This window comes from Brenneria sp. g21c3, assembly GCF_040240345.1.
Classification (GTDB): Bacteria; Pseudomonadota; Gammaproteobacteria; order Enterobacterales; family Enterobacteriaceae; genus Brenneria.
The window spans coordinates 556,969-570,057 of sequence record NZ_JBEIAB010000001.1 but is presented as its reverse complement, the minus strand read 5'-3'; the positions used below and the strand labels follow the sequence as shown (position 1 = coordinate 570,057).

Below are 13,089 nucleotides of genomic sequence, written 5' to 3'. Positions count from 1 at the left end.
CAGCTTCCTTTATCTCTGAGAACGGCAGGTGCGCATCTATACTCGTCATGCTGCAAGTCGCAGGGGTTGGCTTCCTGCATCTTGAAAGCGCTTGGGTATCAACACCTGGGTTTGACTATAACGAAGCCGCGCCGTGTGGGGAAGCGTCTTTATTGTCTAAAACTGCGGGGGCGTATCGAAAGGTTGCCTGAAAATAGTGAAAATCAGCGTTCGATTATCTGGGAAACCCGATCGTTGTTAATGTGTTTCTCGTTACCCTCTTCGTCAATGTAGGCGATCATGCCGGTATCCTTGTCCAGGATCGGTTTACTGTGCGTCAGCAGCATCTCTCCCTCTTTCGTCGCAATCACGTAGTTACTGGCGCAGCCGCACAGGGTGAACAATAACGCGAGCGTGACCGCCATTTTCATCCAAACTTTCATCATCATTACCTGTTGCCGATAGTCAAAACGGAGCTATTGCGCGAGTCTAACAAATAGAGTGTTAAGGTTGAGTAAGAATAGTGGGAAAACCCCGTCAGGGATTTGAGATTTAATGATCAAGCGCGCAAGGTCGCCATGAATGCCCCCCTGGTCCGTGGGGGGCGATTTCCTTAATCCGTCACTTGGTTTTTTTACCGCGCAGCAGATTCAGCGCTTCCACCGACATGGAGAAGAACATGGCGAAATAGATGTAGCCTTTCGGTACATGCACATCGAGGCTTTCCAGAATCAGGGTGAATCCCACCAGGATCAGAAATGCCAGCGCCAGCATTTTGACCGACGGGTGACGCTCCACAAACTCGCCGATGGCCCGGGCGGAAAACATCATGACGCCAACCGCAATGATCACTGCCGCCATCATGATAAACAGATGGTCGGAAAGGCCAACGGCGGTAATCACCGAGTCCAGGCTGAAGATGATATCCAGCAGCATGATCTGAACGATCGCGCCGAAAAAGGAATGCACCTGCGAGACGTGATCTTCAGAACCGCCATCCACCATGTCGTGAATTTCCCTGATCGACTTCCAGATCAGGAATAATCCGCCGAAAAACAGGATCAGGTCGCGCGTGGAGATCTCATTGTCTAATACGGTAAACAACGGATTGGTCAGGCGGATAACCCAGGCGATGGACGCCAGCAATCCCAGACGCATAAGCATGGCGCCCATGAGTCCTATACGACGCGCTTTATTTTGTTGAGCTTTGGGTAATTTGGCGACAACTAACGACAGAAAAATAATGTTGTCGATACCCAGAACGATTTCCAGAATAGTTAGCGTACCCAGAGCTAACCAGGCATTCGGGTCAACAATCCAATCGAACATTATATCAAAGCACCTTAAACGAAATGTAAACGATATTATACGCTGCTGTCTTGGTGAGCAGGCAAGAAAAAGCGTCGCAGGTTACAGCAGAAAATGGCGCGCCAGCAAGGGGGCGGTAAATGTTTTCTTTAAGTAGAATCCGCGGGGCAAGGTCAGAATCGGTTGTCCGAACTCGCCGATCGCTTCCGTCAACGCATGGCTATTCGCCGCTTTGGGACGCAATTGCAGCACTTCGCCGTGGCGCGCGGTGATGCTTTCCACCCGGCCGAGAACAATCAGGTCCATCAGTTCTTCCCAGTCGCGCCGCAGTTGCTCTTCCTCTTCCCGGCTGGGGCTCCAGATAAGCGGCGCGCCGATGCGACGTGCGCCCAGAGGGATGTGCCGCGAGCCTTCGACCGGTATCCATAACACCCGCGCCAGCTTATGGCGAACGTGGCAGCTTTCCCAGGTGACGCCGCTGTTGCCGGTTAACGGCGCAACGCATACGAAGGTGGTCTCCAGCGGCCGTCCCTGTTCGTCAATGGGGATGGTCTTCAGTTCAATGCCGATATCGGGGAAATCCTGTTCCGGTTTACTGCCGGCGCTGGCGCCCAGAAAGTGCTCCAGCAGGATGCCGATCCACCCTTTATCCCGTTTCAGATTCGCCGGCAGAGGCAGTCGCGCGATGTCCGCCAGCTCGGCCAGATTGTAGCCCGCCAGCGACTGGGCGCGCAGCAACAGTTCCTGCTCGCTCTGCGGCGGCGTAGCGGATACGGAGGGTGAATTCATAAAATCCATAGCCTGATTTTTTCTGTTCAAAAAAAACACAATGCTTGAAACGCATTCGTGCACAAGCGGAAAGTCTGTTGAGAAACTCAATAATAGCATGATTCATAGCGATTTTTTTAAGTACAATCCCGCTTGCCGATTCGCGTTTCGTAAACTGTGCACTTGTAGACGCTAACAATGAACAGGATCTTACACCATCTTATCCACAGATTTATTGGATAACCCGGATAAAGAGGGATTACTGGTTTGATTTACAGCCTTGACGCGCGGGGATTTTGCTGTTTTTGTCTGTTTTTTGCCTGATGAGGGATAAGGTTCTGTGGATAAAACCGGCATAGCGCGATCTTTCGCCACTATTTCGGCGATGGTCGTTCACTCAGAGGATCTCTCAGTGATCTAGCTGTTAAGAAAATACCTAATTTTATGAAAAATAATAATTATTTTTTTATTTTCCGCGGGGCGATTTTTACCTGAAAAATAAGTTTTACTCACTTTTTCATGGGTTCTGCACAAAGATGTCCACAGAAATAGTGAATAAAACGGCGATATTGAACTTAACATGTTTATAACTTTGATGAAGTCTGTGGGTTATCTGACTCTTATTAGAACGATAACTGTTCCAAGCAGTGGTTTACCGTCTGGCGGGAGTGTGAAACAATCAAGTTATCTTTGCATTTAAGTCTATCGAGGTAGTCCGGTGATCGATGATGATGGCTACCGCCCGAATGTTGGCATTGTAATTTGTAATCGGCAGGGACAGGTCTTGTGGGCCCGTCGTTACGGTCAGCACTCCTGGCAGTTTCCCCAGGGGGGAATTAACCCCGGAGAAAGCGCGGAACAGGCGATGTACCGTGAACTGTATGAGGAAGTGGGGTTAAGAAGAAAAGATGTTCGTATTCTGGCCTCTACCCGTAGCTGGTTACGCTATAAATTACCAAAACGTTTGGTGCGTTGGGATACAAAACCGGTATGTATCGGCCAAAAGCAAAAATGGTTTCTGCTACAGTTAATGTGTAATGAGTCGGACATCAATATGCAAAGCAGTGGCACGCCTGAGTTCGATGGTTGGCGCTGGGTCAGTTACTGGTACCCGGTTCGTCAGGTTGTTTCTTTCAAACGCGATGTTTATCGTCGGGTGATGAAGGAATTTATCAGCCCGGTGATACAACTTCAGGAGAATACCGCGGTTCGGACGTCGTCGTCCGGCTTTCGGCGAAAAAGAGGGTAATACAGGCTCATCATGCTCACGCGCTTGCGAGAAATTGTCGAAAAAGTAGCGGCGGCGGCCCGCCTTAATGATGCGCTGGAAATTCTGGTCAATGAAACCTGCCAGGCAATGGACACGGAAGTCTGTTCAATTTATCTGGCCGATCACGATCATCAATGTTACTACCTGATGGCGACGCGCGGATTGAAAAAACCGCGCGGACGCGCCGTCACGCTCGCCTTCGGACAAGGCGTGGTCGGGCTGGTGGGACAGCGCGCCGAGCCGATTAACCTGGCCGATGCCCGCGCTCATCCCAGCTTCAAATATATTCCCGCCGTACAAGAACAGCATTTCCGCTCTTTTCTGGGCGTGCCGGTTATTCACCGCCGTCAGTTGCTGGGCGTTTTGGTGGTGCAGCAGCGCGAGCATCGTCAGTTTGATAAAAACGAAGAGTCGTTTATGGTCACGCTGGCGACGCAGATGGCGGCCATCCTTTCCCTGTCGCAGATTAAAACCTTGTTTGGCCGCTACCGTCAGGCGCGGATAAAGGCGCTGGCGGCCTCGCCCGGCGTCGCGCTGGCGCCGGGCTGGTGCGACTGTAGCCAGCCTTCGCTGGAACATGTTTTCCCGGCTTCCAGTCTGAATAGCGAGCGGGAGCGAGGGAGATTAACACAGGCTTTGGAAGAAGCGACGACGGAGTTCCGCCGCTTCAGCAAGCGTTTCAGCGCCGGCGCGCAAAAAGAGAGCGCCGCTATTTTTGATTTGTACACCCACCTGCTGAACGATGCGCGCCTCAAGCGCGAGCTGTTTCAGGAAGTGGATGCCGGTAATGCGGCGGAGTGGGCCGTCAAGCTGGTGATTGAACGTTTCGCCGCGCAGTTTTCCAATTTGCAGGATACCTATCTGCGGGAACGCGCCGGCGACTTGCGCGCATTAGGGCAACGGCTACTGTTCCACCTTGACGATAACGCGCAAAGTCTCGGGCAATGGCCTGAACGTTTTATTCTGGTTGCCGATGAGCTGACGGCGACGCTGTTGGCGGAACTGCCGCAGGAACGGCTGGCGGGCGTCGTGGTATCCGACGGCGCGGCGAATTCGCATGCGGCGATTCTGGCGCGCGCCATGGGGATCCCTACCCTGGTCGGCGTCGATATTGAACCGGATCAGCTTAATCAACGTTTACTGATTATCGATGGTTATCGCGGCGAGCTGCTGGTGGATCCCGAACCGGCGCTGGTGCAGGAATATCAGCGGCTGTTGGTTGAAGAGCATGAGTTAACGCGTTTAGCCGAAGATGACGTTGAGCGCCCGGCCGCCTTGAAAAGCGGTGAGCGTGTCAAAGTGATGCTGAATGCCGGGTTAAGCACGGATCATGAGAAATTCTACATTAATCAGGTTGATGGGGTAGGGCTGTATCGCACCGAGATCCCGTTCATGCTGCAAAGCGGCTTTCCGTCCGAAGATGAACAGACGGCGCAATATCAGAGTATGTTGCAACTCTATCCGACGCGTCCGGTGACGTTGCGCACGTTGGATATCGGCGCGGATAAGCCCTTGCCTTATTTACCCATCAGTGAAGAGAATCCTTGTCTTGGCTGGCGCGGCATTCGCATTACCCTCGATCAGCCGGAAATATTTTTAATCCAAATTCGCGCCATGCTGCGTGCGAATGCGCATATCGGCAATTTGAATATCTTATTGCCGATGATCAGCAGCCTGGATGAAATCGATGAGGCCCGTGGTTTGATCGAACAGGCGATAAGCGAAGTGGAAGAGCTGATGGGATTCCCGCAGCCTAAACCGCGCATCGGCATCATGATCGAAGTGCCGTCCATGGTTTTTCTGCTGCCGCATCTGGCATCCCGCGTCGACTTTGTTTCCGTCGGCTCCAACGACCTGACGCAGTATTTACTGGCGGCGGATCGTAACAACACCCATGTGGCTTCGCTGTATGACAGCCTGCATCCGTCGATGCTCCAGGTATTGCATATCATTGCCACCGAGTGTCTCCGTCATAACATTCCGTGCTCTGTGTGCGGCGAGATGGCCGGCGAACCGCTGGGCGCCTTAATGCTGATGGGGTTGGGATATCGCTCGCTCAGCATGAATGGGCGCAGCGTCGCGCGCATTAAATATCTGCTGCGGCAGATCGAATTAGCCGAGGTGCGAACGCTGGCGCACAAGCTGTTGCAAGCCCAGAGCGCTAAGGAAGTCCGGCAATGGGCCTCAATTTTTATTGAAGAACGCGGGCTGGGCGGTTTGATTCGCGGCGGTCGCTAAACGGCGGATCGTAAATGCTTTACAGAACTTTTCCTATACGGATAACCACCGGATTCGGCGCGCTATGTTATGATTCGCCACCTCGGTTGGCTGGCGAACGCCCCGTCTTAACCGATCAATATTCCCTGCCCGGGGACAATACAACAAAATATGTGGTGAACGATGACGACGAGCTATCTGGCGTTTCCTCAGTTTGATCCGGTGATTTTTTCCATTGGACCTGTGGCCTTACACTGGTATGGACTGATGTATTTGGTTGGGTTTGTGTTTGCCATGTGGCTGGCTATTCGCCGGGCCAACAAACCCGGCAGCGGCTGGAAGAGGGATGAAGTTGAAAACCTGTTGTATATGGGCTTCCTCGGGGTGTTTGTCGGCGGTCGCCTGGGCTATGTCTTGTTCTATGCGTTCCCGTCGTTTTTGGAAAATCCGCTCTATTTATTCAAAGTCTGGGACGGCGGTATGTCGTTCCATGGCGGTCTGGTCGGCGTCATCTGCGTGATGCTGTGGTTCGCTCGCCGCACGAAACGTCATTTCTTCCAGGTGGCTGATTTCATTGCGCCGCTTATCCCGTTTGGCCTGGGGGCCGGGCGCCTGGGCAACTTTATTAACGGCGAACTGTGGGGACGCGTGACCACCGATACGCCGTGGGCGATGCTGTTTCCGGGATCGCGCAGTGAAGATCTGGCGCTGGCGGCCGGAAATCCGCAATGGCAGGCCATTTTCAACCAGTACGGCATGCTGCCGCGCCATCCCTCTCAGCTGTATCAGATGGCGCTTGAGGGCATCGCGCTGTTTATCATATTGAATCTGTTTATCCGTAAACCGCGCCCGATGGGCAGCGTTTCCGGGCTGTTCCTGATCGGCTACGGCGTTTTCCGCATCATTACGGAATTTTTCCGCCAGCCGGACGCGCAACTGGGGCTGTTCAGTAATATCTTCAGTATGGGGCAGATCTTGTCGTTGCCGATGGTGATAGCGGGTATCCTGATGATGCTCTGGGCCTATCGACGTCAGCCAGCCCGGCAATAGTCAGACGTAATTTTTTAATATTCGTGGTGAGGTAGTATGAAACAGTATCTGGATCTGATGAAAAAAGTGCTCGATGAAGGAACGCCGAAAGCCGATCGCACAGGCACGGGTACGGTGTCGATTTTCGGTCATCAGATGCGTTTCAATTTGCAGGAAGGGTTTCCGCTGGTAACCACCAAACGTTGCCATCTGCGTTCCATTATTCATGAACTGCTGTGGTTCCTGAAGGGCGATACCAACGTGGCGTATCTGCATGATAACAAAGTCAGTATTTGGGACGAATGGGCGGATGAGAACGGCGATCTCGGCCCGGTCTATGGTAAACAGTGGCGTTCCTGGGGCGCGGCCGACGGGCGCCAGATCGATCAGCTGAAAAATGTGCTGACTCAGTTGAAACAGGATCCCGACTCCCGGCGCATTATCGTTTCCGCCTGGAACGTCGGCGAACTGGACAAGATGGCGCTGGCGCCCTGTCATGCGTTTTTCCAGTTCTACGTCGCTGACGGTAAATTGTCCTGCCAGCTTTATCAGCGTTCGTGCGATGTCTTCCTTGGACTGCCTTTCAATATCGCCAGCTATGCGCTGTTGGTGCATATGGTCGCGCAGCAGTGCGATCTGGCCGTCGGGGATTTTGTCTGGACGGGCGGGGATACGCATCTCTACAACAACCATATGGAACAAACGCAGCTGCAACTAAGCCGCGAACCTCGCGCTCTGCCGAAACTGGTGATTAAACGCCGGCCAGATACGCTGTTTGATTACCGTTTTGAAGATTTTGAAATCGAAGGTTACGATCCCCATCCGGCGATTAAAGCGCCGGTGGCGATTTGATGTCGTAGCGTAAACCGGTCTTTGCTAGCCCGTCTAAAATGCTCTGAAAGGCCGCCTGCGCGGCCTTTTTTTCCCATCTTCCCGCATCGTTTTTCAGCCTTTTCATCGTTGCAGATAAATATTGCGCATCGCTACGAAAAAAACAGTTAATTCGCTGTTTTCACTCGCTAAAATCCCTACACTTTCAGCATGAAAACTATCAGTCGAGCAGCGCGGGGATTCACCTTGCTGGAATTATTAGTGGTGATGACGATCGTGGCGTTACTGGCCGGCGGCGGCCTGCATACCTGGAGCGGTTATCGACAGGCGCTGCGTCTGGAGCAAGGCGCGCAGCAATTGCTGGATTTTTTAAACCGGGTTCAGGCGCAGGCGTATTGGCGCAATGAAACGCTGACTGCCCGGCTGGCGCAACAGGGAGAATATTGGTGTATGGAGAGCGATGAGAACGGCGAGCGCGCAGCATCGGGCTGTGCCGAAGGCGGCGGCTGTTGCGACGATAGCGGACGACAATTTACGCGCATGTCCAAAGACCTGGCGCTCACCGAGTCCACCAGCGGGGTGTTCGCTTTTTATGGTCTGCGCAATGCCGCTCAGTCAGGCCATATCACGCTGTCGAATCCGGCGGGAAAAGTGCGCCTGGTGATATCGGTGCGCGGGCGCCTGCGGCTGTGCAGCGAAACGCGGCAGGTTCTGGCTATTCCTTTATGTTAAACATGGCGCAGCGCGGGTTTACCCTGCCGGAAATTCTGCTGGCGCTCAGTCTGGGCAGCCTGATTATGCTGTCTGCGGCGCAGCTCTATCCGCTGCTGCGCGCCAAAAGTCAGAATAGCGCCCAATATTTCAGGCTGGAACAGCTATTCAGCCAGGCCGTCTCCGGCATTGAAAAAGAGGTGCGGCGCGCGGGGTTCTGCGCCGGCGCCTGTCAGGGACGGGCGCTCAGCATCGGGAAGTATCCGGGGGAAATGGCGCAAAGTTGCCTCAATGTGTCGTATGATCTTAACCGCAACGGCAATTGGGATGGCGGCGAACAGCAGGAAGAATCTTTCGGTTATCGCCTGCGGGCCGGCGCGCTGGAGATCCAGAGCGGGGCGCATACCTGTCAGGGCGATCGCTGGGAAAAACTGTTTGACCCGCAAGAGGTGACGCTCACGCTATTTCGCATACAACGTCTGAACGATCGCCCCGGCGCAACGCTGTATCGGCTACAGCTGGCCGGCTACTGGAGCAAACGGCCGATTATTCGGCAAACAGTCTCCCGTTTGATTATGGGGCGTAATCAATGAAAAAATGCGCCCAGTCCGGCGGCGGCACGCTGGCGATGATTATGCTGATATCCATCGTTGGACTACTGTTAATGTCCGGCCTGCAACGTCAGCTTGATGCCGCAATGCGAACGGCGAATGACGAGCGGCACTATTTGCGGGCCTTTAATCAGGCGTTATCCTCCCTGAATTGGGCGCTGAGCCTGCGTTGGCGAGACGCGCAGGCCGGTTGGCAATGTCAGGCGCTTGCAACGGAAGCGCTGAAGGCCTGTCTGAGAAAGGCCTCCGACGAGGGGCAATGGCTGCTGCGCGCAGAGGGGCCAATGCCAGCATCGCCGCGTCCGCTGATGGTATATCAGCGGGTCGTCGCCTTAACGTCGGCGGCGGGGCATGTTACGCTTCAGCCGGTAGCGCGTGGCTGGCTGGATTTTTGCCCGGATAAGGATAGGATGCGCTGTGCCGACGCGGAATAAGGCAAGTCATCGCCGATCGTCGCCGCAAAACGGTTTCAGCTTGCCGGAAACGCTGGCGGCGGCGTTGTTGTTTGCGGTGTCGCTGTTGGGCCTGTTGCAATACCATGACGTCTTGCAACGCGCTTTTCAACATCAGTGGCAACAGCGACAGGCCTGGCGTCTGGTTTCTCAGCAGTTGGATGTTTATGAAGCCGGAATGCGGCACGATACCGCCGTCGCGGCGCCGGGCAGCGGATGGCGCTTTAATCTGCTGGAGCAGGCGCAAAGCGCCGATTGTATCAGGGTAACGGCGACGGCGGTCACGCCGCGACAGTATCAGGCGCAACTCACCCGTTGGTTTTGTCAGCCGGCTACGGCTTCGGCGGCATTCGCTCATCCGTAACGGGCGGGCAATCATCCCATCGAGCATGGAAAGCCGCGCTCAGCCGGCCGAGGGGATAAAGAATCAGCAAGACAGGAGCCAGAATGTTCACGGTTTATCATTCAAATCAGCTTGATATCTTAAAACTGCTGATGGTCGAGCTGATTAAACGTCAGCCGCTGGAAGATCCCTTTCAGCAGGAAGTGGTGTTGGTGCAAAGCCCTGGCATGGCGCAGTGGCTGCAAATTGAGCTGGCTGAACATTTCGGCATTGCCGCCAATATCCATTTTCCGCTGCCGGGCGTTTTTCTGTGGGAGATGTGCCGCCTTGTACTGCCCGATATCCCAAAGGAAAGCGCTTTCAGCAAAGACGCCATGACCTGGAAATTGATGCATCTGTTGCCGGAGCAGCTACAGCAGCCGGAGTTCGCCGCGCTGAGCCACTATCTACAGGATGATGACGACCAGCGTAAACTGCACCAGCTTGCCGGGCGCATCGCCGATCTTTTCGATCAATATCTGATCTATCGTCCAAAATGGATTGAAGAGTGGCGGCAGGGGCGGCAGGTCGACGGTCTGGGGGGCAATCAACCCTGGCAGTCGGCCTGCTGGCGCGCGCTGCTGAACTATACCCGCGAGCTGGGGCAGCCGGAGTGGCATCATGCTAATTTGCTTCAGCGTTTTATCAAAAAGCTGGATCAGGCGACGAGCTGTCCGCCGGGATTGCCGCCGCGGATGTTTATCTGCGGGATTTCCGCCTTACCGCCGGTGTATTTGCAGGCCTTGCGGGCGCTGGCGCGGCATATTGACGTGCATCTGCTGTTTACCAACCCGTGCCGCGATTACTGGAGCGACATTCAGGATTATAAATTTTTAGCCAGGCTGAAAACCCGCCGGCGTCGGCTGCACTGCCGGGATAACGCGCAAGCGGAGGATTATCGGCCGCTGTTTCGCGATCCGCAGCAGGCCGATTCTCTGTTTGACCCGGAAGGGCGGCAACAGGTGAATAACCCGCTGCTGGCGTCCTGGGGCAAGTTAGGCCGCGATCACCTTTATCTGCTTGCGGAACTTGATGATGTGCGGGAAGTGGATGCGTTCGTCGAACTGGACAAGGGTAATCTGTTGCAAAGAATACAGCGCGATATCCTGGAGTTGGAGGATCATTGCGCGGTGGCGTTCAGCAAGGATTCTTTGGAAACCAGCGGCCAAAAGCGCCTGCTGGCGCCCGACGATCGCTCCATTGATTTGCATGCCTGTCACAGTCCGCAGCGTGAAGTTGAGGTGCTGCACGACCAATTGCTGGCGATGATGGCCGATAACCCGGATCTCACGCCGCGCGATATTATCGTCATGATGGCGGATATCGACAGCTATACGCCCTTTATTCAGGCGGTGTTCGGCAATGCCGCCGAAGACCGCTATCTGCCTTTCGCCATTTCCGATCGGCGGGCGCGACACGCCCATCCGGCATTACAGGCGGTCATCAGCCTGCTCGATTTACCCAATAGTCGATTTACCGCCGAGCAGGTACTGGCTTTGCTGGAGGTGCCGGCGCTGGCCGCGCGTTTCGGCATTCAGGAAGAAGGACTGCGGCGCTTACGGCTGTGGGTGGTGGAGTCCGGCATTCGCTGGGGACTGGATGATGACAACGTGCGGGAATTGATGCTGCCGGCGACCGGACAGCATACCTGGCGTTTCGGCCTGACGCGCATGCTGCTGGGCTACGCCATGGACAGCCATGCCGGCGACTGGCGGGGCGTGCTGCCCTATGACGAATCCAGCGGTTTGGTCGCCGAGCTGGCCGGTCAACTGGCCGAATTGCTGATGCAGCTTAATCAATGGCGGCACCGTTTGCGGCAATCCCGCACCCTGACCGACTGGCTGCCGTTGTGCCGTCAATTGATTGATACCTTCTTTGCGGCGGACAGCGATACCGAAGCCGCGCTGGCGCTGATCGAAAAACAGTGGCAACAGGTTATCAGCACCGGCGGCGACGCCGGTTATCCGCATCTTGTGCCGGTTTCGCTGCTGCGCGATGAGCTTTCCCACAGGCTCGATCAGGAACGGCTGAGCCAGCGTTTCCTGGCCGGCGCCATCAATTTTTGTACCCTGATGCCGATGCGTTCCATTCCGTTCAAGGTCGTGTGTCTGCTGGGCATGAACGACGGCGTATATCCGCGGACGTTACCGCCGCTAGGGTTCGATCTGATGGGGCGGAAAATTCAGCGCGGCGATCGCAGCCGACGGGACGACGATCGCTATCTGTTTCTGGAGGCGCTGCTTTCGGCGCAGCACAAGCTCTATATCAGCTATATCGGACGTTCGATACAGGATAATACCCGTCGTTATCCTTCCGTATTGGTCAGTGAACTGGTTGAATACATTGCGCAAAGTCATGCTCTGCCGGCGGACCGGGACTGCGATATCGACACCAGCGCGGCGCGCGTCGCCCGCCATCTATGCCACGAACATAGCCGCATGCCGTTCGATGAACGCAACTTTCTTCCGCCTCGGCCGCAAAGTTTTGCCGCCGAGTGGCTGGCGGCGGCGAATCGACAGGGGCAATCGCAACCCGAATTCGATCGGGAACTGCCTGAGGAGCGTTATCTCGACGTCAGCCTGGACGATCTGAAACGCTTCTATCGCCATCCCGTGCGGGCGTTTTTCCAACTGCGTCTGGGCGTCAGCTTCATGCTGCAAAATGACGAACTGCTTGATGAAGAGCCGTTTATCGTGGATAACCTGAGCCGTTATCAACTGAACGCCGAGCTGCTCAATACCCTGATAGAGCAGGGCGAGCCGGAGCGATTATACCGGCGGGTCCGCGCGGCGGGCGGGCTGCCGTACGGCTCATTCGGCGAACTATACTGGCAGGCGCAGCAGCAGGAGATGTCGGCGCTGGCCGAGCGTATCCGCGAAGAGCTGGCGCCGGGGAAAGCCGGCAGTCTGGAGGTGGATATCCAGCTTGACGGCGTTCGCGTCAGCGGTTGGCTGGCTCAGGTGCAGCATGACGGTTTGCTGCGCTGGCGTCCTGGCAAACTGTCGATGACGGACGGCATGACGCTGTGGCTGGAACATCTGGTCTATTGTCTGGCCGGCGGTCAGGGCGACAGCCGGATGTTCGGTCGCGACAACACCGCCTGGCGTTTTGCCGCCATGCCCGTTGAACAGGCGCGGGAGTCTCTGCAACTGATGCTGTCTGGCTATCAGCAAGGGATGAATAAACCGCTGCTGCTGCTCAATAAGTCGGGCAGCGCGTGGTTATCCCAATGCTATGACCGGGAAAGCGGCGGCATTCAATGGGACGACGACGCGCAAGCCAAGGCGCGCGCCAGGCTGCTACAGGCCTGGCAAGGTAATATGGGGGTGATCGGCGAGGGCGAGGATTACTACCTACAGCGGATTATCCGTGAATTGGATGCCAAACGCATGGACGAAATTATTGCCGCGGCGCAAATCTGGTTACTGCCGCCAATCCGTTCTAATCTGGTTTGATTCATACCCGATAGATTTCAAGAGGAAGCCTGACATATCAGCCGCTTGAAAAATAAAGGTGATATTGAGTGAGTGA

Annotated in this window: 12 protein-coding genes; 9 read left to right on the top strand and 3 right to left on the bottom strand. The window is 55.2% G+C overall.

Annotated elements, in window-relative coordinates; translation table 11 throughout:
* Nucleotides 1–203 precede the first annotated feature (203 nt).
* From ABRZ28_RS02515 to mutH, 3 genes are all read right to left on the bottom strand, one after another.
* A complete protein-coding gene (locus ABRZ28_RS02515; protein ID WP_319603708.1) occupies nucleotides 204–422 on the bottom strand; it encodes a YgdI/YgdR family lipoprotein in 219 nt (72 codons plus the stop codon).
* A 178-nt stretch (nucleotides 423–600) separates the two neighbouring features.
* Nucleotides 601–1,308 (bottom strand): TerC family protein, encoded by a 708-nt coding sequence (locus ABRZ28_RS02510; RefSeq protein ID WP_319603670.1) that lies wholly within the window; start codon nucleotides 1,306–1,308, stop codon nucleotides 601–603.
* An 81-nt stretch (nucleotides 1,309–1,389) separates the two neighbouring features.
* Nucleotides 1,390–2,076 (bottom strand): DNA mismatch repair endonuclease MutH, encoded by a 687-nt coding sequence (gene mutH, locus ABRZ28_RS02505; protein ID WP_319603669.1) that lies wholly within the window; start codon nucleotides 2,074–2,076, stop codon nucleotides 1,390–1,392.
* A gap of 697 nt (nucleotides 2,077–2,773) precedes the next feature.
* Between mutH and rppH the strand changes: the two genes are divergently transcribed.
* The 9 genes from rppH to recC all read left to right on the top strand — a co-directional run bounded on the left by rppH (nucleotide 2,774) and on the right by recC (nucleotide 13,013).
* Nucleotides 2,774–3,304 carry an RNA pyrophosphohydrolase gene (gene rppH, locus ABRZ28_RS02500; protein WP_319603668.1) on the top strand — a complete coding sequence of 177 codons (531 nt, stop codon included), beginning with the start codon at nucleotides 2,774–2,776 and terminating at the stop codon, nucleotides 3,302–3,304.
* A gap of 12 nt (nucleotides 3,305–3,316) precedes the next feature.
* Nucleotides 3,317–5,563 (top strand): phosphoenolpyruvate--protein phosphotransferase, encoded by a 2,247-nt coding sequence (gene ptsP / locus ABRZ28_RS02495; RefSeq protein ID WP_330519408.1) that lies wholly within the window; start codon nucleotides 3,317–3,319, stop codon nucleotides 5,561–5,563.
* A gap of 162 nt (nucleotides 5,564–5,725) precedes the next feature.
* A complete protein-coding gene (lgt, locus tag ABRZ28_RS02490; RefSeq protein ID WP_330519407.1) occupies nucleotides 5,726–6,592 on the top strand; it encodes a prolipoprotein diacylglyceryl transferase in 867 nt (288 codons plus the stop codon).
* Between the two features lie 36 nt (nucleotides 6,593–6,628).
* Nucleotides 6,629–7,423, top strand: a complete 795-nt coding sequence (thyA, locus tag ABRZ28_RS02485; protein WP_330519406.1) for a thymidylate synthase — start codon at nucleotides 6,629–6,631, stop codon at nucleotides 7,421–7,423.
* A 189-nt stretch (nucleotides 7,424–7,612) separates the two neighbouring features.
* A complete protein-coding gene (locus tag ABRZ28_RS02480; protein ID WP_330519405.1) occupies nucleotides 7,613–8,134 on the top strand; it encodes a prepilin peptidase-dependent protein in 522 nt (173 codons plus the stop codon).
* Nucleotides 8,128–8,706, top strand: coding sequence for a prepilin peptidase-dependent protein (locus tag ABRZ28_RS02475; RefSeq protein WP_330519404.1), 579 nt, complete (start codon nucleotides 8,128–8,130; stop codon nucleotides 8,704–8,706). The genes ABRZ28_RS02480 and ABRZ28_RS02475 overlap by 7 nt, the downstream gene beginning before the upstream one ends.
* Nucleotides 8,703–9,158, top strand: coding sequence for a YgdB family protein (locus ABRZ28_RS02470; protein WP_330519403.1), 456 nt, complete (start codon nucleotides 8,703–8,705; stop codon nucleotides 9,156–9,158). Before ABRZ28_RS02475 ends, ABRZ28_RS02470 begins: the two co-directional genes overlap by 4 nt.
* Nucleotides 9,142–9,540, top strand: coding sequence for a prepilin-type N-terminal cleavage/methylation domain-containing protein (locus ABRZ28_RS02465; RefSeq protein WP_330519402.1), 399 nt, complete (start codon nucleotides 9,142–9,144; stop codon nucleotides 9,538–9,540). The genes ABRZ28_RS02470 and ABRZ28_RS02465 overlap by 17 nt, the downstream gene beginning before the upstream one ends.
* 83 nt (nucleotides 9,541–9,623) lie before the next feature.
* Complete coding sequence (gene recC, locus ABRZ28_RS02460; RefSeq protein ID WP_330519401.1) at nucleotides 9,624–13,013, top strand: exodeoxyribonuclease V subunit gamma; 3,390 nt, start codon at nucleotides 9,624–9,626, stop codon at nucleotides 13,011–13,013.
* Nucleotides 13,014–13,089 lie beyond the last annotated feature (76 nt).

Excerpts from the sequence above, each read along its gene's own strand:
- ABRZ28_RS02515 (WP_319603708.1), bottom strand. The coding sequence starts at position 422 with ATGAAAGTTTGGATGAAAATGGCGGTCACGCTCGCGTTATTGTTCACC.
- ABRZ28_RS02510 (WP_319603670.1), bottom strand. The coding sequence starts at position 1,308 with ATGTTCGATTGGATTGTTGACCCGAATGCCTGGTTAGCTCTGGGTACG.
- mutH (WP_319603669.1), bottom strand. The coding sequence starts at position 2,076 with ATGAATTCACCCTCCGTATCCGCTACGCCGCCGCAGAGCGAGCAGGAA.
- ptsP (WP_330519408.1), top strand. The coding sequence starts at position 3,317 with ATGCTCACGCGCTTGCGAGAAATTGTCGAAAAAGTAGCGGCGGCGGCC.
- lgt (WP_330519407.1), top strand. The coding sequence starts at position 5,726 with ATGACGACGAGCTATCTGGCGTTTCCTCAGTTTGATCCGGTGATTTTT.
- thyA (WP_330519406.1), top strand. The coding sequence starts at position 6,629 with ATGAAACAGTATCTGGATCTGATGAAAAAAGTGCTCGATGAAGGAACG.
- ABRZ28_RS02480 (WP_330519405.1), top strand. The coding sequence starts at position 7,613 with ATGAAAACTATCAGTCGAGCAGCGCGGGGATTCACCTTGCTGGAATTA.
- ABRZ28_RS02475 (WP_330519404.1), top strand. The coding sequence starts at position 8,128 with ATGTTAAACATGGCGCAGCGCGGGTTTACCCTGCCGGAAATTCTGCTG.
- ABRZ28_RS02470 (WP_330519403.1), top strand. The coding sequence starts at position 8,703 with ATGAAAAAATGCGCCCAGTCCGGCGGCGGCACGCTGGCGATGATTATG.
- recC (WP_330519401.1), top strand. The coding sequence starts at position 9,624 with ATGTTCACGGTTTATCATTCAAATCAGCTTGATATCTTAAAACTGCTG.